Here is a 20,031-nt window from a genome sequence, read left to right on the forward strand (position 1 = left end):
CCACCACGCCATGTCTGCTCCTTCCCTCCTCGAACGCGCCAAGTCCCTCCTCTCCTCCCGCGCCGGCTTGCTCGGCGCACTGGTCCTCGCGCCCATCAGCTCCGTGCCCGTCGTCGCTCAGGTGACGAATTTCACGACGACCTCTTCCAGTTTCGCAGTCAGCACCTCCGGTATCCCGGATTACGCCGGCAGTTACGGCAACTCGATTGGCAGCCAGGCGACCAACGCCGGCGCCGGCGTGAAACTCTGGGGCGACAGCGGCGATCGCACGCGCGGCTCGCTCACGTTTCACACCTACGATGGCTCACCGCTTTTTTACCGCGACGGCCTCACGTTGAAATGGAACGGCACGTTCTCCGGCGAACTGATCGGAAACTACTACGACGCTGAGAATAATTATCTCCAGGGCGACTACCTCGCCGCTGCGTTTGATTTCACCCTCAACCGCACGAACGTCGCCACGAGCTTGAACTGGGAACTCCAATTTGAATTCAACGGCAGCCGCAACACTGTGCGGTCCGGCTCGGTCAGCGGCGAAGAAACCACCTTTCACGTCACTGGAACGACTACCTCTTCGAATACGATTACCGGCAACGACACCGTGACGACCTTCACTGATCAAGCGTGGTCGGCCTACCTGGTGATCCTGCCCTACGCGTCGACCCTTCAATATAACTATTCTGACACCGACACTTTCAGCGTGTTTGTCCCGACCAGCTCCATCGACCTCAGCATCGCGCGTTCCGCCTACTACACCACCAGTGCTATTCCCGAGCCGTCCACATGGGCGTTGATCATCGGCAGCGCGAGCCTTGGTCTCGTCATTTACCAACGCCGCCGTCGCGCCACCTGATGCCGCGGTTGCTCATTGCCTTTCCGCAATGCGCGCATGACCCCGTCAGCGGCGCCGCCCGTTCCACGCGGATCATCGGCGAGTGGCTCGCGAGTGCCGGCTGGGAAGTGCACTGCGTAACTGCGGCCTTTTGCGAAAACCGCCGCTGGCTCACGCAAACCAATCTCGCCGCGCTGATCGGTCACAGTCCACCGGAGGATCAAAACGGCTGGGTGAAATTTAACGATCACGGCGTGCAACACCGCGCCTTGGTCTCGGCCCGCAGTAACCGAGCTTCGCTCGACGAGCCTGCGATCGCGCAACTCGGGCGCGGCGTCCGGCGCGCACTCGAATCGCTCCGCCCCGACATCGTGCTTACCTACGGCGACGACACCTTGTGGCGCGAACTCCGCAGCGAAGCGCGCGCCCACGGGGCCCGCGTCGTCTACGCCGTGCACAATGCCGCGCACGAGCCCGCGATGTTTTCGTCTGCTCTTGCGATCCTCGCTCCGTCCCAGTGGCTCGCCCATCACTACGCCGCGAAAGGCGTGGAAAATATTCACGCGCTGCCGCCGCCCATCGATGTCGCCGAAACCATCGCCGAGTCACCCGAGCGCATCTTCACGGCGTTCGTCAATCCTTCGCCGGAAAAAGGCCGCGCCGTCTTCCTCGGTATTTTGCGCGAACTCTCCGCGCGCAATTCTCAAGTGCCTTTGCTCGTGATCGAAGGCCGCGCCGGCGCCGCCGATCTCGTCGCCGCGGGCCGGCGCGCTGGCCTCGATCTGCGCACGCTCTCCAATCTCATGATCTCGCCCGCGGTGCCGCAGCCACGTGACATTTTCCGCGTCACCCGCACACTGCTGGTGCCTTCGCTTCATGAAGCCGCCGGCCGGGTGGTCGCCGAAGCGCAGCTCAACGGCGTGCCATGCCTCGTGTCGAATCGCGGCGGACTTCCCGAAACGTGCGGCGACGGTGGGCGGATTTTTCCCATTTCAACCGCCGTGACCCTCGACGCACCCATCGCCGATGAAAACGTCATCGCTTGGGCGGATGAAATCGAACGCCTCGCCACCGACGAGGAGCACTACGCCGCCGCTTCCGAAAAATCGCGCGCCGCGGGCGAACGATTCACCCGCAGCGCGTTGCTGCCCCACTATGAGGCTTGGTTTGCGCGCCTGCTGACGCGCGCCCCCCTTTAAACGAACACCAGTTCGCCGTCTTTGACGTCAAACGTCACGGTGGCGCCTTCGTTCACTTCCCCGGCGATGATCGCGCGGGCGAGACGGGTTTCGAGGTGGCGCTGGAGAAACCGTTTCAGCGGACGCGCGCCAAAGACCGGATCGTAGCCTTTTTCCGCGATCCATTCCTTCGCTTTAGGCTCAAGCTTCACCATGATACGACGCTCCGCGAGACGCTTGTTCACGTCAGTGATGAGCAAATCAACGATGCGCGAAATTTCTTCCAGCGAGAGCGGCTTGAACAACACCGTCTCATCGATGCGGTTTAAAAATTCCGGTCGGAAGGACTGACGCAGATCGGCCATCACGCTTTCGCGCACACTTTCGGTGATCTCGTCGCTCTTCACGCCTTCGAGCAAATGGCGGCTGCCAATGTTCGAGGTCATGATGATGACCGTGTTCTTGAAGTTCACGACGCGACCTTGAGAGTCGGTGATGTGGCCGTCGTCGAGCACTTGCAGCAGGACGTTAAACACGTCCGGATGCGCTTTCTCGATCTCGTCAAACAGCACGACGGAATACGGTTTGCGACGCACCGCTTCGGAGAGCTGGCCGCCCTCGTCGTAACCGACGTAGCCGGGGGGCGCGCCAATCATGCGGGCAACGCTGTGCTTCTCCATGTATTCCGACATGTCGAGGCGGATAAGATTCGTTTCCGAATCGAAGAGTTGCTCCGCGAGCGTCTTTGCGAGTTCGGTTTTACCGACACCGGTCGGGCCGAGAAACAGGAACGAACCAATCGGCCGGCGCGGGTCTTTAATCCCGGCGCGCGCCCGCAAGATTGCCTCGCTCACCAAGCGCACGCCTTCATCCTGACCGATGACGCGGGTGTGGAGTTCGTCTTCGAGTTTGAGCAGTTTCTCCTTCTCGCCTTCCAGGAGCTTCGTCACGGGGATATGCGTCCACTTCGAAATAATTTCAGCGATCTCTTCCGAGGAGACTTCCTCTTTCACGAGGGTGGTTTTTGGCGCACCGGATTTCTCAGCGGTCGCGAGCTCCTTCTCAAGTTGGGGGATACGTCCGTGTTTTAGCTCGGCGATTTTGTTAAGGTCGTAATTGCGCTCTGCCTTCGCCATTTCAAGGCGAGCGGCTTCGAGTTCCTCGCGCATCTTTTGCACGCGACCGAGCGATTCCTTTTCCTTCGACCACACTGCACGCATTGCCGTCGCCTTTTCTTTCACGTCGGCAAGTTCCTTGCGCAACGCCACGAGGCGACGTTTCGAGGCATCGTCTTTCTCCTTTTGCAACGCGGTCTCTTCAATCTCGAGTTGCATGACGCGACGTTGGAGTTCGTCCAACTCCGTCGGCAGGGAGTCGATTTCCGTGCGAATCATCGCACATGCTTCGTCGACCAAGTCGATCGCCTTGTCGGGCAGGAAACGATCGGAAATGTAGCGGTGCGAAAGCACGGCGGCCGAGACGAGCGCATTGTCCTGAATGCGCACACCGTGGTGCAATTCATAGCGTTCGCGCAGGCCGCGCAGAATGGAAATCGCATCTTCAACCGTCGGCTCTTCGACGACCACCGGTTGGAAACGGCGTTCGAGCGCCGGATCTTTTTCGATGTATTTGCGGTATTCATCGAGCGTCGTCGCGCCGATACAATGCAACTCACCCCGCGCAAGCATCGGCTTGAGCAAATTGCCCGCGTCCATTGCGCCTTCGGTTTTGCCCGCGCCGACGATCGTGTGCAGTTCGTCGATGAAGAGAATGATGCGGCCATCGGCTTGCTTCACTTCGTTGAGCACGGCCTTGAGACGCTCTTCGAATTCGCCGCGGTATTTCGCGCCCGCGATGAGCGCCCCCATATCGAGCGCGAACACCGTGCGATCTTTCAACCCTTCCGGCACGTCGCCTCGCACGATGCGCTGCGCCAAGCCTTCGACGATCGCGGTCTTGCCTACGCCGGGTTCACCGATGAGCACTGGATTATTTTTGGTTTTCCGCGAGAGGATGCGAATGGCGCGCCGAATCTCCGCGTCACGGCCGATGACAGGATCGAGTTTTCCTTTGCGCGCCTGCGCGACGAGATCGATGCCGTATTTCGAGAGCGCATCGTAAGTGGTCTCAGGATTGTCGGTCGTCACGCGCTGGTTGCCGCGCAGCTTTTTCAGCTCGCCGAGCACTTTGCTGCGATCGAGGCCAAAGCTTTCGAAAAACTTCTTCATACCCGTCGGTTTGCCGACATGGATCATCGCGAGGAACAAATGCTCCACGCTGACAAAATCATCTTGCAGCGTCTGCGCCTCCTCTTCGGCGCGTGTGAGCACTTCGTTGAGCGACTGCGTGACATAAATTTTCGAGACATCCACGCTGCCCGAAACCTTCGGCGAGCGCTCGAGCTCGCGATCCGCCGCAAGTTGCATGGCGCTGGTGGTCAGGCCGAGCTTCTCGACCAGTGAAGGCACGATGCCGTTTTCCTGAGCCAGCAAAGCCACGAGCAGATGCCACGTTTCCACTTCGTTGTGCGAGCGGCGCCGGGCCTCGTTTTGCGCTTCCTGCAATGCGGTGCGCGCCATGACGGTCATTTTTTGGAGATCCATAAATAGTATGACCCTGCTTTTGCAGGCGGCGTTCCAGTTGCGAACCACGGGTTTCCCTCGGGGACTTCGTCCGCGTCGAGTGTTGGGCTGGCACCTTGGCACACCAGCGGGTCAATCCGCCCATTGTGTGTCACGGCAGAAAGCGCAGAAAAAAATGCCCGCGGAAACGGACGCGGAAAAAGTGAGCTACATCCCCTATGCATCTGCAACTTTTCGACGCGTCCCCCTCCGCGGGCAAAGTGGGGTTGCTTAAAGCAATGAACAAATTCGCCGCCACGTTGTGCAATCGCGTTGCAGCTGTCGAGTCCGCAACCTCGCGAGACCGTGTCATGCCGCATCAGGATTTTTCCGATGGCGATCGAGTGCGCCCACTCACAGTGCAGCGCGACGCGCCCAGTTGACTCTGCCGTCCTCACGGATAATTACATTTTATTCATGGCGAATTTCCTCGATCCGAAAAAACCAACGACCCGCGCATTGCTCATCGGCGTGCAGACCCCCGACATGGCTTCAGGCGAAGGCGCGGAACTCCTTTCCGAGCTGCACGAACTCGTTGAAAATATCGGCCTCAGCATCTCGCCTCACTCGCAACTCATCAGCCTGCGCGACCGTGCCCAGCCGAAGTTTCTCATCGGCAGTGGCAAGACCGCCGAGATCATCGCCATTGCGAAAGAAGATGGCGCCGACGTCATCGTGATCGACGAAGAGCTTTCGCCGGCTCAGCAGCGTAATTGGGAAGAAGAGTCCGGCCTCGCCGTCATCGACCGCCAGGAAGTGATCCTGGAAATTTTTGCCGACCGCGCGCAGACCCGCGAGGCGGTCCTTCAAGTCGCGCTCGCGCGCATGGAGTATTCGCTGCCGCGCCTTACGCGCGCGTGGTCTCACTTATCCCGTCAACGCGGCAAAGGCAAAATGGGCGGCGAAGGCGAAACCCAGCTCGAGCAAGATCGCCGTCTCGTCCGCAACCGCATCACGCATCTCAAAGAAGAGTTGGTGCAGGTTATTTCCCAACGCGCCACGCAACGCCGTAAACGTCAGCGCACGCCTGTGCCCGGTGCGGCGATCGTCGGCTACACCAACGCCGGCAAATCCACGCTACTCAACAAACTCACCGGCGCTCAGGTGCTCGCCGCCGATAAATTATTCGCCACGCTTGATCCGACCACGCGCCAACTCGCCCTGCCTGACGGTCGCACGCTTTTGTTAACCGATACCGTCGGCTTCATTCGTCGCCTGCCGCACCGATTAGTTGAGGCTTTCAAAGCGACGCTCGAAGAAGTCGTCGCCGCCGATTTCCTCATTCACCTGCTCGATGGCTCGAACCCCAACGTCGATCACCACCACGAAACGACCCTTGCCGTGCTCGGCGAACTGGGCGCCGCTGAACGGCCAACCCTCACGGTGTTCAACAAAACCGACGCAATCGAACCCAAGACTCTCGCTCGCCTCCGCGCGCAGCACCCCGAAGCGCTCTTCATCAGCGTGCACACCGGCGAAGGCCTCGACAAGTTACTCGCGCGTTTCGAAGAACTCGCCGTCGACGACCAGCAAGCCGTGGAACTGCTCATCCCGCACAGCCGCTACGATGTCGTGGCGAAACTACACGGCGCCGGCCGCATCAAGGAACAGGAATCGCTCGACGAGGGCGTGCGCATCTCCGGTCGTTTTCCGCGCAAATCTGCCGCGTTGTTCACTCCTTTCCTCGTCGAACCCAAGCCCGCGAAAAAGAAACCGGCCAAAGCTCAGCGGAAAAGCCGGTAAAACGCGTAGCCGTAACATTCGCGCAGCGCGGTCTCGGTGAGCGCGAGGGCGTCTCCTTTCGGGAGAAAATCAATCGCCGCCCACGCGCGTTGCGGGTCGGCACGGAAATCCACTGGGAACGGCGTAAAGTTTACCCCGGCGCGCGTGAATTGATAGGCCGAGCGTCGCATGTGCCAACCGGTCGTAATTAGGATCACGCGCTTCCACCCCCGCTCTTTCATCATGACCGCCACCACGCGCGCTTCATCTGCGGTATTGGCTACGAAATCGGTGACGATCACCTTTGCAGGCGCGACGCCTCGCTTGATTGCTTCCAGCCGCAACTCGGCTCCTTCGGTTGTGTCGCGTTTTTCCCACGGCAATTTTGCGCCCGTGAAGATCAGCAACGGCGCTTTGTTCGCCTGCATGAGCTGCACACCCGCTTCGAAGCGCTCCACGCTTTCACTCCAGTTAGCCACGTAGCCGTCGGGCATCGCCGGTCCGTAAAGTCCACCCAGCACCACAATCGCATCCGCTTTTTCCACTGCGTCGACCGCGATTGCGGGATAGGTGTTTTCCACCCAGCCAATCAATTTTTCGCCGACCCGTGGCGCGCTGCACACATACATCAGTGCCAGCGCGGCGACGATGGGCCAGCGCTTCTTTTTCCAGATCGCAAATAAAAGTAGAAGTGTCGCGATGCCCGTCGGCAGCACGAAAATAGGCAGCAATTTATTCAATATGAGCATCGGTAAAAGTCAGCGCTTGCGCCGGTGCGGCACGAGCAATTCGCCCGCGATGACCGCCTGCTTTTGCGTCCGCGTCAACTGCTTCAACTGATGCTCGCGACGCAGCGCTTTCGTCAGGCTCATCGGGCCTTCTTGATACGTGAGCGTTACGGGCAGGCGCGCGCGGGTGTATTTCGCGCCTTTGGCGGAGTTATGAGTGGCGAGACGCTTTTCCAATTCCTTCGCCGTGCCGATGTAGAGCGTATCGTCGGCACATCGCAGGATATAAACATAGGCGCGCTTTCGCTTGATCGGCATCGGTGCGCTTAATCCACCAGTCCGCACGTGCGGCGTCAAATCCGGTCAATCAATAGCGCGCCACTCACAAAAAGAGTCGTTGCCGCACTTCGCCTCCAAACTAAGTTCCCAAGCGTGTTGTCTCCTTCCCTTTCCTCCTCACTCTTCGATCTCAACGGACGCGTAATTGTCGTCACTGGCGCCACGGGCGTGCTCGCTGGCTCGGCCGCGCGCTACTTCGCCGCGCAAGACGCCACTGTCGTATTTCTGGGGCGCGATCAGGCGAAACTCGATCGCGCCCTCGCGGACACTCAAGACTTGCCCGGCAAAACGGTCGGCTATTCCTGCGACGTGCTGGATCGCGCGGGCCTCGAAAAAGTGCGCGATGCTGTCGTGCAACGCTTCGGCAAAATCGACGCGCTCGTCAACGCCGCGGGCGGCAATCAACCCGGCGCCGTCATCACGCCCGAGAAAACTTTTCTCGATCTCGACCTCGGCGCTTACCGCCAGGTGCTCGGACTCAACCTTGACGGCACCGTCGTGCCTTCGCTCGTGTTCGCAAAGACCTTCGCGGAGCAAAAGCGCGGCAACATTATCAACTTCTCCTCGATGGCGGCCTCGCAAGCGATCACGCGCGTAGTCGGCTACTCGAACGCCAAGGCTGCGGTGGATAATTTCACCAAGTGGCTCGCCGTCGAAGTGGCGAAAAAATTCGGCTCCGGCGTGCGCGTGAACGCGATTGCTCCCGGCTTCTTCGTCGCCGACCAGAACCGCCGCCTGCTGCTCAACGAAGACGGCACGCCCACGGCACGTGGCCAATCCGTATTGACGAAAACCCCCTTCAACCGTTTCGGCGAAGCACACGAACTGCATGGCGCTTTGCACTTCCTCCTGAGCGACGCGTCCGCGTTTGTCACCGGCACCGTGATTCCGGTGGACGGCGGTTTCTCCTGCTATTCGGGTGTCTGATTTTTTCGCGATGCAAAACCTGATGGCAGAATCCATGCGCTGGTTCGGCCCAAACGACACCGTGTCGCTCGCCGAAATCCGCCAGACTGGCGCAACGACGATTTTCTCGTCGTTGCACGCTATTCCGTATGGCGAAGTGTGGCCGCTCGACGCGATCACGCATCATCGCGATACGATTGCCGCCGCCGGCCTACGCTGGGCCGTGGTCGAATCGCTTCCCGTGAGCGAAGCGATTAAAACACGCACCGGCGACTACGCGCGCCACATCGAAAATTACAAAATTTCGCTCGAGAGACTCGGTGCCGCCGGCATTCCTGTCGTCGTTTATAATTTCATGCCGGTGCTTGATTGGGTGCGCACCGATCTGAGTTACAAGCTGCCCGATGGCGCGGAAGCGCTGCACTATGATCCCGCGTTGTTCGCGGCGTTCGATATGTTCGCCCTCCAACGCCCCGGAGCGGAAAACGATTTCACCGCCGAGCAAATCGCCGGGGCCAAAAAATTCTGGTCCGGCTTGAACGACGCCGCGCGCGAAGCCTTCACGCTGCAAACGCTCAACCTGTTTCCCGGCGTAAAACTCAACGTCAGCGTCGACGGCTTGCGCGCCATGCTCGCGAAATACGCCGGGCTCGACGCGACGAAGTTAAAAGAGAATCTGCGCCTTTTCTTGAGCGAAGTCGCGCCGGTCGCCGAGGCTGCCGGCGTGGGCCTCGCGATTCACCCCGATGATCCGCCGTTTTCCGTGCTCGGATTATCGCGCATTGTTTCCACCGAGCAGGATCTGGCCGACATCATCGCAATGAACGACAGTCCGGCGAACGGGATTTGCTACTGCACCGGCTCGCTCGGCGCGCGCGGCGACAACGATACTGCCGGCATCGTGCAACGACTCGGTGCGCGGATTCACGCGGTGCATTTGCGCAATGTGGAGCGTCGTCCCGACGGGACATTTTTTGAAGCGACCCACCTCGGCGGTAGCACTGACATGTATGCCGTGGTAAAAGCGCTCCTTGAAGAGCAAGCCGCCCGCATCGCGAGCGGTCGCGCCGACTGGCAACTCGCCCTGCGCCCTGATCACGGTCACATGATGCTCGATGATTTCAAACGCCCCGCGCCGACGTGTCCCGGGTATCCGCTGATCGGTCGCATGCGCGGATTGGCGGAATTGCGCGGATTGCAGTTCGGCGTGTCGCGCGCGATCGCACAAAGGTAGGGCCCGACCTCCGGGCGGGCCGATGCCGACGCGCACATAAATGCGCACATGCTGAAAACACGCTGAGGTCAGCGCGCTCCACCTTCTGAAGGTAGGGGCGGTTATCCTTAACCGCTCTGCGTTCGCAGGACATGCCCCGTTCGCAGGACCGTTAGGGACAACCCTCCCCACCTTGGCCTCCCCGGAGGTCAGGCCTCACCAACAAAAAAAGCCCGTCGTGAGACGGGCTTTGGTTTTAAGAAGTGGGTGGATCGCTTAGCGACCAAGATACAAATCACGGCCTTTGACGAGCGCTTCAATCTTACGATCGGAGACGGAGCGTTTGAGCATCCAGAAACCGCAATCGGGGTGCACCCAACCCACGCGGCCTTCGCCGACTTTCTTTTCCACGGCGGCGATGCGCGCGGCGATTTCGTCGGCGGTTTCGATGTGGTTGACCTTGATGTCGACGACACCGACGCCGAGCGTGATCTTTTTATCGATCTGCTTGAGCGCGTTGAGATCAGAAGCCGGACGGTGCGCGAGTTCGAGCACGAGGTGATCGGTGTGGAGCGCGTTGAGGAATTTGATGAGCGCGGACCATTTGCCCGGTTGAATCGTCTGGCCGCCGTAGTTGCCGAAGCAGAAGTGCACGGCGCGTTCGGTGCCTTTATCGATCGCATCGAGCACGCGGTTCATCGCTTCAGCGGCGAGCGGCGCATCTTCCGGATTGCCGGGGATGTTGGCTTCATCGACTTGGATGCACGCCGCAGGCAGGCCCGGCATTTGCGCGGCGATCACATCGGCGACCGCGAGGGTGAGGTCGCGGAAATTGCCGTAGTGGTGATCGAGCAGCGTGCGGGAAAGCATGTAAGGGCTCGTGACGGTGAACTTGAAAGCGCCCCCGGAGACCGACGCGGCGCGTTGGCAGTCAGCGAGCAAGTTGAGCGAACCTTCACCGAGCGCACCGGTGACAACGCCCGCCGGCTTGCGGCGGAAACCCATCGGCGAGTGCCGCGCGAATTCTTCCGTGATCGAGCGACCGATCATCGAAGAAACATTTTCCATCGGGCGGATGAAATATTCGATCATGCCGTTCGTGTCCGGATGATTGACGTCGAAGCGATACAGTTCGCCGTCGGTCGGCAGGTCGATGCCGGCTTGGCGCTGGATGTCGAACACCACGCGCGTCGCATCGACGACGCCTTGATCGCTCGGGAGCGCCGCGAGCCATTCAGGCACCGGATAAGATCCGACCGTCGTGGTCAGAATGCGCGGGCCTTTCGGGATACCGGCGACCACGGGCTTCTTGGCTTTCACCGACGGAGCGGCGGAAGCAGCGGCCGCGATCACGCGGGATTTTTTCACCGGCTGGGCATGAACGACGTCAGACGGAATAGAACAGAGCGAACACATGTTAGTTTGGGGTTACTTTGGTTTCGACGCTCGCGGAGAGCCAGCGTCGGAGTTGTTTTTGGAAAGTGTTGGCGAGGGTGTCGCCAGGCATCACGAGGACGCCCCACCCGCCACGCGTCGGATTGATAGGCACTTCACGCGGCATCTGCAGTTCACACATCTGGCGGTCTTCGTCGAGCACCTTCACCGCAAATTCGATTTGAGATTCCGGCGCCGGCCCGCGAAACCCCGGCGAGATCGCAAGCGACCAGAAACACGTGCAACTCTCGCGCGTGTTCGGCGAGGGAATGTGCACGAGCACGCGTTCATCGCCATCATGAAAACTTTGACGAATCGTCGTGAAATTCGGCAAATAACTCCGCTGCCGCCGATGGTGCGCACTCTGGAGTTTGCCCGGCATCTCGTGGTTGTTGTCCAACGCGGGAAACGGCGCGTCCATCTGGTAGCCGCCGTCGTCTTGCACCGTGATCGTCATGTCACGGATGCGCGGATCGGCCGAAACGCCGAGCGTGCTGCTGTGCGCGAAAGCGAAATGCGACATGTCCAAGTAATTTTCCACCTCGCGCCGCCAACCGGCCTGAAATTTCATTGGCGGCCCCATGCGATATGTCCAACGCGCGTCTTCGAACTCCGGAATATCAGGCAACTCGTGCGCTTCGCCATTCGCGGGCAAAGACGGGTCAAGTTTCACCCAGATGAAACCATAACGCTCCTGGGTCGCATAGGTTTTCAAATGCGAGAGCGCCTGCTTGTCCGGATTCGGCTCGAGCAGCGACGGAATCGACTGGCACGCGCCTTTTTCGTCGAAACGCCAGCCATGATACGGGCACATCAACTCGCCATCGCGAATGCAGCCGGCGGACAAACGTGCGCCTTTGTGCGGACACGCCACATCAGCCGCGAGCACAGCGCCGTTCGCAAATCGGGCAATGACAAGTTCGGTTTCGAGCAACGTGTAGCCCATCACCTTTCCGGCCTCGAGAGATTCGGAATTAGCCACGGGCTGCCACGTGCGCTTCAGCGCGTTAAAGACGACGTCTTCGGTAAGGATCATAAGGGGTGGATCAACGTATCAGTTTGGGCGCTCGTCGTCGTGGCGGCTCGGGCAATTAGGCTTTGCAAATCGGGCGATTCGTTGAAATCGAGTTTCAGCATGTTCGACCCCCGCGCGCAGCAACCCATCGAGGTAAAGTTTCCGGCCTGCGGGATTTTCGTGCTCGAGAGTCACCACGCGCGTGGATTTCAGATGTCGCCGGTGAGGCATGATTTCTGGAAATTAATCCAACCGTTCTCCGGCCATGGCTGGCTCGTGCGCAGCGGCCGTCGCGAACCGCTCCACCCCAGCGACGTCGTCATGGTGCCAGCGGGCGAGCAACACCACATTGAGGACGACGGCCCGCGGCCGCTCTCCCTCTATGCGCTCTGCGTCTCCGCCAGAGCGCTCACCCAGGAAACCCTTTTGCCGGAAACATTGCGCGCGTATCGTCACTTTCCCTCGCCGGTGTGGAGCGCGGAATTGCGCAGCCTGATCCGACATCTGCTTCACGAACAAACGCTCGCACGGACCGGCTCCGAGCTCATGCGCGTCGGCCTGGCGTTTCAGGCGCTCGGCATCGTCACGCGGGCCGCCGACGAAAAGAAAAAGCCCGCGACCGCGCGCACCGATCAACCGACGCGCGCACGCATCGAGGCCTACGTGGAGACGCTGCAACACACCTTTTATCGCCGCCACACCGTCGATAACGCCGCCGCCTCACTCGGACTCAGCCGACGCCATTTCACGCAACTTTTTCGCGAAGTCACCGGCGAATCGTGGCTCGCAACGCTACAAAAACACCGTCTCGCCCACGCGCGCCGATTGCTGCGCGAGAGCGACCGCTCGGTGCTCTCGATCGGTTACGAATGCGGCTTCGAGGACATCACGACATTTTATCGCGCCTTCAAAGCCGCCGAGCGCACGAGTCCGCTCGCGTGGCGGCGCGGTGGCGCCGAGACCAAGCCGGCTGCACCGCGCAAAGGCACTTCTGCCGCGCGACCCCAGCGCCAAAAAATCGCTTCGAGCACGCCGAACTGATCGGTGAGCAGTCCTTCGTAACCGCAGGGCCGATCGTCCCAATAACGCCAGTCGACGCCGCTTTGGTTGCCGCCAAACACCCGCGCTTCCGCGAGACCGATGCAAAGTTTTTCCAGAATTTCATCCGCCTCGCGTTCGAATCCGCAATGCGCAAGCGCCATCACGAAATGCCGCGTCTGCGAATGGGTGCGACCGCCATTCTGATAATACCCGAGCGGATATCCCTGAATGATATCCGACAAATCGTAGTCGGGAATATGCCAGAGATTACCCGGCAAACCAAACGTGGCATCAGGCAACGCGACTTTTTTCATCTCCCCGAGCAGCCGACGCAAAATCGTGCGGCTTTCCTCCGGCGAGAGCAGGCCTTCAGCGATCGCGGCGCCGTTCACGGCGAGAAACGCGTAGTCGTGCAACTTGTCCTCGCGACAGCGCCAGCCCGCGATCCAGCCGGTAGCGGGGTTGAAAAACGTATCGCGATAATTCGCGCGCAGCCACCCCGCCCACTTCGCCATTTTTTCAGCTTCCGCATCTTCGTCGAAACGTTGCAGGCCCGACGCCAGTTCGATCAACGCGCCGTAGAGAATCGCGTTGGCAAACGCATCTTTCCAACCGAACGAAATCACGTCGAACCAGCACGTGCTCCATTGCTTCGTGCCACTCACGCCAGTGCGGTGCATGCTCTCGATCAGGCCGTCGCCATCGAGGTCGCGGTCGCGCGCGGCTTCGAGTTTCTGCAGGATGTAAGGGCGGAATTCGCGATACCATTTCGGCGTCGCCGCATGGCGCAAATACTCGCCGAGCCCGCGCAACGCCGAGGCGCCGGTTTGCAAATACTCGTCATCCGCATCGTGCGACGTGCCATCTTGCAACAGCCGGCCCGCCGCGTAGCCCGGTCCGCCGGTGAGCCAGCGCTCGATCGAATAACGCAGCAATTCCATCGCGGAAAAGCCGGGAAGAATCTCGCCTTGCGGACGCGCCACGACTGCCCACGTGTCCATGCAGATGGGGCAATGCATCGACGCGCCATTGTTACTGAGCGTCGCGGTGTCCGCGCGAAACGTCAGCGCAGTCAACTGCGTGCGCGCCAACGCGCGACTCACCACCGCCGGCGTTTCCTCGCGCAACAACGTCGCCGGTCGGCGCGGCGTAAACGTAAACGTGGCGCGATGCGTGCCGGCTTTCAAACGATACACTCCTTCCGGCGTGCGCTCCTCGCCGACTTTCAGTTCGAATGTGTTGAGGTCGTGCGAACGGTAACAATCACTGCGCGCCCAGCCAGCCGACTTCGCCGACGTGCCGATTTCCCAGCTTCCGAACGCGGGAAACGTCACGAGCGCCGGCAACGCGACGGCACCTGACTCGCCGGTTTCAAGCAAGCGACCCAGCACATGCGAGGGTGCGGCGCTGTTGCGCATACCCAAGGTCCACGCAGCGCTGTGCCACGCGAGTTGCGCACGCTTCGCCCGACGTTCCGCGTGCAACGTCAAACCGTCCGCCGAGACCTGCCACGTCAGCCGATAATGCTGGCCGGCGGCAGCAAATTCATAACGCACGCGCGCGCCGTCGACGGAGACCGAACCTTCCAAATCACAGCGCACCGACGCCGCAATCACCGGCGGCAGCCCGACTGGATGCAATTGCGGCCCTTGGCTGAAAAGCGGCGGACGCGTGTTGAGTAAATTTTTTCCGACATTCGCGGCATCTTCGACATGCAGACCGAGAAACGAAAACCCCGGACGACCCAGCGCAAAACCCACTTCGAAATCCGCCGTGCGGTAACGCACCTCGCCGTTGCTCGACTCAGCCTTCACACCCGCAGGGACACCGGCCAAATCCACACGCGTCTTGGTCAGCAACTTTTCGTTGCGCGGTGCGAGTGGCGCCAGCACTTCGCCTTCGAGCATAAACGCCGACATCACGAGATTCCACGGCGTCCAGCCGCCATCGATGCCCGAGCGACGCAGTTCGATAATCACGCCCGAAGTCACGACACGCGGCAGCTTAAACCACCGCACCGCGACGGGCACATCCGGCGGCAATCCATCGCGCTGCAAAATCACGCGCCATTTTCCGCCCTGCCACGCGAGCACGCGAAATCCCGCCACCCAATCCAGATCCTGGCGGCTGCCGCATTTATGATAACCCTGCCCGCGCCGGATGCCGATGCGCGCCAACTTGGCATCACCGTGGAGCCGCACGATGCGTTGATGAATGATGCGTTTTTTGGGCACGTCAGTCTCACCTCGCAAAGGCTTGGTCCAGACTGCGCGACCCGCGTCGAGACGACGATTGGTAAACAAATCGCCCATCGGCGGTTCGTAATCGGAGAGAGCGAGCAGGTCTTGGATCATTGGGAAAGTGGGTTTCCGCAAGGCGCGTCAGCTTGCCCCAAGAGTATGAGCACACCGACACCTGAAAAGTTGCGGGAAACAAATTCCACCACGCCGTAGGAAATCCGCCGAGTCAGCGCTGATGCACTTTTTGGGAAATGTTTGGTGTGCTTTGGAGCTATCGCCGGCTTTGCATTTGCGCCGGCTTCTCCGTGGGCAAAGCCTGCAGTTCATTCTTCTTATGTCTTCCACCCCTGCCTTGTCTTTGAAGTTTGTGTCGTATCCCGCCTCTGCCGAGCCCGGTGAAATCACCGCCGCGCAGGAGCTCGCCAAGTTTACTGGCGCACGTGTCGCTGTCGGCCCGATTTCGGGCGCCGTCGTTAATGTGTCGCTCGCTTCGCGCGGCGTGCCGGCGAAACTTCCGTCGAAAGCGAAAGACGCGTCCGCCTGGACGTGGATTCGCATTGGCGAAGACGGCTCCGGTGAAATTGTGGCGACGCACGGCGCGTTTCTTTTTGCCGCCGCGCGTTTGCTCGCGACGGGCACGAGTGACTTCACCCGCGAGAAACTCGCCGCCGGTCTTTATCTGCCCGCGACGTTTAGTTTTCATCGTCCCCTCTTTGACGGTTGCCTCACGCAATACTGGCGCAGCGCGCGTAACTTCGATCCGGCACGTTATCTCGCGTCACTCGCCGAGGCCGGTTTCACGCACTGTGAGGTCAACGGCCTGCAAGCGCACATGCCGATGGAGGATTTCGTCGCCTTCGAATATTATCCGCAGTTCTACACCTACGTCCCGGGCTTCAATCACTTCGTCGACACCGAGCTCACGAAGGGCACGTGGCCCGCGCATTATCTCGACGCCAATCTCAACAACCTCGTCAAACTCGCCAACCTCGGCCGCACCTACGGTTTGAAACCGGGCGTGTGCATGTTTGAACCGCGCACGCTGCCGGAACGTTTTTTCACGAAGTATCCCACGTTGCGCGGCGCGCGCGTCGATCACCCGTTCCGCTCCCGTCTGCCGCGCTACACGATGGCGCAGGATCACCCGATCACGATGCGCCACTACCGCGAGGCGTTGCAAAAGATCATGCGCTCCGTGCCGGATCTCAGCTACATGTCAGTGTGGACAAATGATAGCGGCTCCGGCTTCGAGCACACCTCGTCGCTCTACGTCGGCCGCAACGGCGGGCCATACATGATTCGCGAGTGGCGCAACCACGACAAGATCGCGCAGGCCGCCGGCGAAAGCATCCTGCGTTACCTGAAAAATCTTCAAGGCGCCGCCGCGCAGATCAATCCGGACTTCGATGTCATTTTGCGTCTCGAACCCTTCAAGGTGGAGCAAGACCACATCAAGTCCGGCATGGGCAAACACATCACGTGGGAAGCGCCGTCGTTGACCGTGCGCGGTTACCACGTGCCGTATTCGCATCCGCGTTATCCGGAGAATCAAGCGGTCGCCGGCAGCATTTTCCACACGACGATGGATCAGGCTAACGAAAGGGCTGCGCTGGCCGCCACGCGCGAACTGGGTGCTGAACCGGTGCTCACATACGCGGCGACCGGCGTGCAAAATCACGAGCCACTCCTCGGCTTGCCCTTCCCGCGCTCGATCCACCAAAAGCTACTCGCGGTGCGCGAAACTGGCATCACGCGCACGAGTGCCATGGGCGGACTCGCGAACTCACCGCAAGCGCCTTACTGGCCGAACTCCATCGCGATTCGCGCAGCGCAGTTCTTCCCGGAAAAGCCGATTGAGGACGTGCTCACCGACTACGCGACCTCGCTGGTTGGCAGCGCACACGCGACCGATCTCTCGAACGCGTGGAAAACTTTCGAAGAAGCACTCATGTGGCAGCCGCTCGTTCCTCTGTTCGGCTCGATGGGCTTCGTTTGGCAGCGCACGTGGGATCGCCCGATTGTGCCCGACCTCGAAGCGGTGCCCGCGGCGGAGCGCGAATATTACGAGCGCCACGGTTGCTTCCAAAACAACAATCCCGGTCTCGTCGATCTCGGCAAGGATGTGTTGTTCGACCTCGTCACGCAGCAGTCCGGCACAAAAATGGCCGCCGATATGGACCAGCACGTCATCGCGCGTTTGCGTCCGCTCATTGAGCAGATCGACCAGCTCGCGAAATCTACCCACGGCGAAGCGTCTGTCGTCTTCACCGATCTCCGTGACCGCGTGCGGGCGTATCTCCACTGGGTCACGAGCCTGCGCACGGTCTGCTCGTGGTGCGAAAATGTTTACGGCTACATTGGCGCCAAAACCGACGCCGAGAAAGCGACCTTCGAAAAAAATCTGCAGGCCTCGATCGACCTGGAACTCACCAACACGCGCGGCCTCATCGAATTGCTGGAGACGACGAAGTCCGAAGTGCTCGTGCTCTCCGGCATCGGCGAAACTACGTTCCTTTACGGCGAAAATCTGGTCGACCATCTGAAGACCAAGCTGCGTCTCACGGAAAAATACCGGCACCATAAACCGCGCATCGACGCCGATATCTACTGGCGCGCGATCCCCGGCACCGAGTGGCCGAAAGGCTGGTCGGCCAGCGCCGCACCGGTGAAATAATTTTCGGTCACGCTGATTGTTAGGTCGGCATCGACGCCGCGTTCGCAAGAGCGCGGCGTTTTTTGTTTAAGTTCAGCTTACTCACTGGAGGCAGGGCCATCAGCCCCGCGAGGCATGATGAGCGCATCGCATTTGTAGGTTGCCCGCTCGCGGGCAACGTGGCGCGCGAGCGCGCCACCTACATTCGTGCTACGAAAATCATAACTCGCGGGGCTGATGGCCCCGCCTCCATTTAAAACTCAATGCCCGCGCACGCGCCGGCGGTAATCTGACGGCGTGAAGCCGAACTGTTGTTTGAAGGCTTTCGAGAAGTGAAACACGTCGCAGAAGCCGAGCGTGTCGGCGATTTCCTTGAGCGTGGATTCGCCGTGGCAGATGGAGGCGCACGCCCATTCGAGCCGGCGACGTTTTTGGTAATGCGCGGGCGCTTCGCCGGTGAGGTCGGAGAAACGTTTTCTAAAATTTTCGTAGCTTAAACCCACTTGTGGCGCGACTTCCTGCGGCGCGAGCCAGCCTTCGTTCGCGCGTTTCCCGAGCAGTTGCAGGCTTTTTTCCAACCACGCATCCCGGCCCGGCGGGCGCGAGGCGTCTGCGTCCGCGGCGATCATGTCAGTCAGCACGTAGAGAAATTTCCCCATCGCACGCAGTGGCGCGCCGGCCCGGTGCAACGGCTCGGCCTTCACCACCTCGTGCAACCGCCTTCGCCAATGGTCGGCCACGCCTAGCCGCAGCAGCGGTCTTTCCGGGGCCAGCAGGCCCTGCGCACGCCACAACTGGAACTGCGGCCCGTCGAACACGAAGTAGATTTGCGTCCACTCGCTGCCCGGCATCGGGCCGTAGGCGTGGGCGATCTCTGGAAAAATCAGCAGCACATCGCCCGGCACGAGGTCGAGTTTGGTGCCGCGCGCGTCGCGATAATAGCCTTTGCCCTCGACCATCAGCACCAACGTAAACCGTCTCAAAATCCGCATATTTGCCGGATCGATGCCCGTGACGTTACGCAAGAGTCCGGCGAGCTCGATCTCTCCCACCGGGGTGCGCAACGGGCTTTGTAACCAGGGTTCGGCTTTGTATTTTGCGGCGGGCGGCATCCACCCAAAATTTACATGAGTTCTCCCACTTCAACCATTTTATGCAAAGCCGATCCAGTGTATTTTAAGCCCCATGAGCATTACCACCTCTTTACCCCAGCTTTATTCTTTCGGTCATGAGCTCGAGATGGACGACGACAAGGTCGGTCTCCTGCGCAATTCCGCGGACGCCAAGGAAGACATCGAAGAACTGCACCGCCGCTTCGACGAAGACGGTTATCTCTACATCAAGGGCGGCCTCGACAAAGACGAAGTCATGGCCGCACGCGCCAGCCTCACCGATGGTCTCGCGGCCGCGGGCGTGCTCGACGAAAATTTTCCGCGCATCGACGGCGTTTGCAAACCGGGCTCTGGCTACGTGTTCAAGCCTGAGTTGACCAACAACAATCCGGCGATCCAGAAGCTCCTTTACAGCGGCAATCTCCACGAGTTCTACCGCAAATATTACGGTGAAGAAGTCCGCCACTACGATTTCACCTGGCTGCGCGCGATCGGTCCGGGCAAAGGCACGAACCCGCACTGCGATCTGCCTTACATGGGCCGCGGCACGCACAAGCACATGACGTGCTGGGTGCCTTACGGTGACATCTCCTTCACCCTCGGCGGCCTGATGGTCCTCGAAGGTTCGCACAAGCGTATGGATCTCCTCGAGAACTACGTTTACCGCGACGTCGACGCCTTCTGCGAAAACAAACCGAAGGAAGTCGAAGCCGCAAAGACCGGCAAATGGACGTTCTCCGGCACGCTCTCGCACAACCCTCCCGCGATCCGCAACAAATTCGGCAAGCGCTGGCTCACCACCGAATTTGAAGCCGGTGACTTCATCACCTTCGGCATGTTCCTCGTGCACGCCTCGCTCGATAACCGCAGCGAAAACCGCCTGCGCATTTCCTCGGACTGCCGCTATCAACGCGCCAGCGAACCGATCGACGAGCGTTGGGTCGGTATCAATCCGCCGGGCCACACAACCGCGGGTAAGCAGGGTCGGATTTGCTAA

14 protein-coding genes are annotated in these 20,031 nt (G+C 60.3%); 8 read left to right on the forward strand and 6 right to left on the reverse strand.

The annotated features are described in order from the left end of the window. Positions 1–10: 10 nt before the first annotated feature. Entirely contained in the window at positions 11–853 is an 843-nt protein-coding gene (locus tag ACRRQW_RS03035; protein ID WP_438479778.1) for a PEP-CTERM sorting domain-containing protein, read from the forward strand. Beyond that, the gene (locus ACRRQW_RS03040; RefSeq protein ID WP_438479779.1) at positions 853–2,031 is read left to right on the forward strand and encodes a glycosyltransferase family 4 protein; all 1,179 of its coding nucleotides are present in this window, start codon (positions 853–855) and stop codon (positions 2,029–2,031) included. Before ACRRQW_RS03035 ends, ACRRQW_RS03040 begins: the two co-directional genes overlap by 1 nt. Here ACRRQW_RS03040 and clpB read toward each other — a convergent pair. Beyond that, positions 2,028–4,613, reverse strand: a complete 2,586-nt coding sequence (gene clpB / locus ACRRQW_RS03045) for an ATP-dependent chaperone ClpB (protein ID WP_438479780.1) — start codon at positions 4,611–4,613, stop codon at positions 2,028–2,030. The genes ACRRQW_RS03040 and clpB overlap by 4 nt on opposite strands. 435 nt (positions 4,614–5,048) lie before the next feature. Here clpB and hflX point away from each other — a divergent pair, with 435 nt between their 5' ends. Beyond that, positions 5,049–6,374, forward strand: coding sequence for a GTPase HflX (gene hflX / locus ACRRQW_RS03050; RefSeq protein WP_438479781.1), 1,326 nt, complete (start codon positions 5,049–5,051; stop codon positions 6,372–6,374). Here hflX and ACRRQW_RS03055 read toward each other — a convergent pair. After that, the gene (locus ACRRQW_RS03055; protein ID WP_438479782.1) at positions 6,356–7,102 is read right to left on the reverse strand and encodes a YdcF family protein; all 747 of its coding nucleotides are present in this window, start codon (positions 7,100–7,102) and stop codon (positions 6,356–6,358) included. The two genes, hflX and ACRRQW_RS03055, sit on opposite strands and share 19 nt — an antisense overlap. Before the next feature lie 9 nt (positions 7,103–7,111). Beyond that, on the reverse strand, positions 7,112–7,399 hold the full coding sequence (locus ACRRQW_RS03060; RefSeq protein ID WP_438479783.1) for a GIY-YIG nuclease family protein: 288 nt from the start codon (positions 7,397–7,399) through the stop codon (positions 7,112–7,114). Between the two features lie 114 nt (positions 7,400–7,513). On the opposite strand from ACRRQW_RS03060, the gene ACRRQW_RS03065 reads away from it, so the two are divergent. Beyond that, positions 7,514–8,347: an SDR family oxidoreductase gene (locus tag ACRRQW_RS03065; protein ID WP_438479784.1), complete on the forward strand. Its 834-nt coding sequence runs from the start codon at positions 7,514–7,516 to the stop codon at positions 8,345–8,347. Further along, positions 8,340–9,560 (forward strand): mannonate dehydratase, encoded by a 1,221-nt coding sequence (gene uxuA / locus ACRRQW_RS03070; protein ID WP_438479785.1) that lies wholly within the window; start codon positions 8,340–8,342, stop codon positions 9,558–9,560. Before ACRRQW_RS03065 ends, uxuA begins: the two co-directional genes overlap by 8 nt. A 255-nt stretch (positions 9,561–9,815) precedes the next feature. Here uxuA and ACRRQW_RS03075 read toward each other — a convergent pair whose 3' ends face one another. Together ACRRQW_RS03075 and ACRRQW_RS03080 are read right to left on the reverse strand one after the other, a co-directional pair. Continuing rightward, complete coding sequence (locus ACRRQW_RS03075; RefSeq protein WP_438479786.1) at positions 9,816–10,907, reverse strand: cobalamin-independent methionine synthase II family protein; 1,092 nt, start codon at positions 10,905–10,907, stop codon at positions 9,816–9,818. 49 nt (positions 10,908–10,956) lie between these two features. Further along, entirely contained in the window at positions 10,957–12,009 is a 1,053-nt protein-coding gene (locus ACRRQW_RS03080) for a Rieske 2Fe-2S domain-containing protein (protein ID WP_438479787.1), read from the reverse strand. Positions 12,010–12,108: 99 nt separating this feature from the next. Between ACRRQW_RS03080 and ACRRQW_RS03085 the strand changes: the two genes are divergently transcribed. Together ACRRQW_RS03085 and ACRRQW_RS03090 are read left to right on the forward strand one after the other, a co-directional pair. Next, complete coding sequence (locus tag ACRRQW_RS03085) at positions 12,109–13,029, forward strand: helix-turn-helix domain-containing protein (protein WP_438479788.1); 921 nt, start codon at positions 12,109–12,111, stop codon at positions 13,027–13,029. 2,574 nt (positions 13,030–15,603) lie between these two features. Beyond that, positions 15,604–17,943, forward strand: coding sequence for a hypothetical protein (locus ACRRQW_RS03090; RefSeq protein ID WP_438479789.1), 2,340 nt, complete (start codon positions 15,604–15,606; stop codon positions 17,941–17,943). 239 nt (positions 17,944–18,182) lie between these two features. On the opposite strand, the gene ACRRQW_RS03095 is transcribed toward ACRRQW_RS03090, so the two are convergent. Further along, complete coding sequence (locus tag ACRRQW_RS03095) at positions 18,183–19,034, reverse strand: helix-turn-helix domain-containing protein (protein ID WP_438479790.1); 852 nt, start codon at positions 19,032–19,034, stop codon at positions 18,183–18,185. 73 nt (positions 19,035–19,107) lie between these two features. On the opposite strand from ACRRQW_RS03095, the gene ACRRQW_RS03100 reads away from it, so the two are divergent. Further along, positions 19,108–20,031 carry a phytanoyl-CoA dioxygenase family protein gene (locus ACRRQW_RS03100; protein ID WP_438479791.1) on the forward strand — a complete coding sequence of 308 codons (924 nt, stop codon included), beginning with the start codon at positions 19,108–19,110 and terminating at the stop codon, positions 20,029–20,031.

It is taken from the genome of Oleiharenicola lentus (assembly GCF_051660365.1).
Taxonomy (GTDB): Bacteria; Verrucomicrobiota; Verrucomicrobiia; order Opitutales; family Opitutaceae; genus Lacunisphaera; species Lacunisphaera lenta_A.

What these genes read in the sequence shown, in the direction of transcription:
- ACRRQW_RS03055 (WP_438479782.1), bottom strand. Translation starts at nt 7,102, where the DNA reads ATGCTCATATTGAATAAATTGCTGCCTATTTTCGTGCTGCCGACGGGC.
- ACRRQW_RS03090 (WP_438479789.1), top strand. Translation starts at nt 15,604, where the DNA reads ATGTCTTCCACCCCTGCCTTGTCTTTGAAGTTTGTGTCGTATCCCGCC.
- ACRRQW_RS03040 (WP_438479779.1), top strand. Translation starts at nt 853, where the DNA reads ATGCCGCGGTTGCTCATTGCCTTTCCGCAATGCGCGCATGACCCCGTC.
- clpB (WP_438479780.1), bottom strand. Translation starts at nt 4,613, where the DNA reads ATGGATCTCCAAAAAATGACCGTCATGGCGCGCACCGCATTGCAGGAA.
- ACRRQW_RS03100 (WP_438479791.1), top strand. Translation starts at nt 19,108, where the DNA reads ATGAGCATTACCACCTCTTTACCCCAGCTTTATTCTTTCGGTCATGAG.
- ACRRQW_RS03060 (WP_438479783.1), bottom strand. Translation starts at nt 7,399, where the DNA reads ATGCCGATCAAGCGAAAGCGCGCCTATGTTTATATCCTGCGATGTGCC.
- ACRRQW_RS03095 (WP_438479790.1), bottom strand. Translation starts at nt 19,034, where the DNA reads ATGCCGCCCGCCGCAAAATACAAAGCCGAACCCTGGTTACAAAGCCCG.
- hflX (WP_438479781.1), top strand. Translation starts at nt 5,049, where the DNA reads ATGGCGAATTTCCTCGATCCGAAAAAACCAACGACCCGCGCATTGCTC.
- ACRRQW_RS03035 (WP_438479778.1), top strand. Translation starts at nt 11, where the DNA reads ATGTCTGCTCCTTCCCTCCTCGAACGCGCCAAGTCCCTCCTCTCCTCC.
- ACRRQW_RS03080 (WP_438479787.1), bottom strand. Translation starts at nt 12,009, where the DNA reads ATGATCCTTACCGAAGACGTCGTCTTTAACGCGCTGAAGCGCACGTGG.
- ACRRQW_RS03085 (WP_438479788.1), top strand. Translation starts at nt 12,109, where the DNA reads ATGTTCGACCCCCGCGCGCAGCAACCCATCGAGGTAAAGTTTCCGGCC.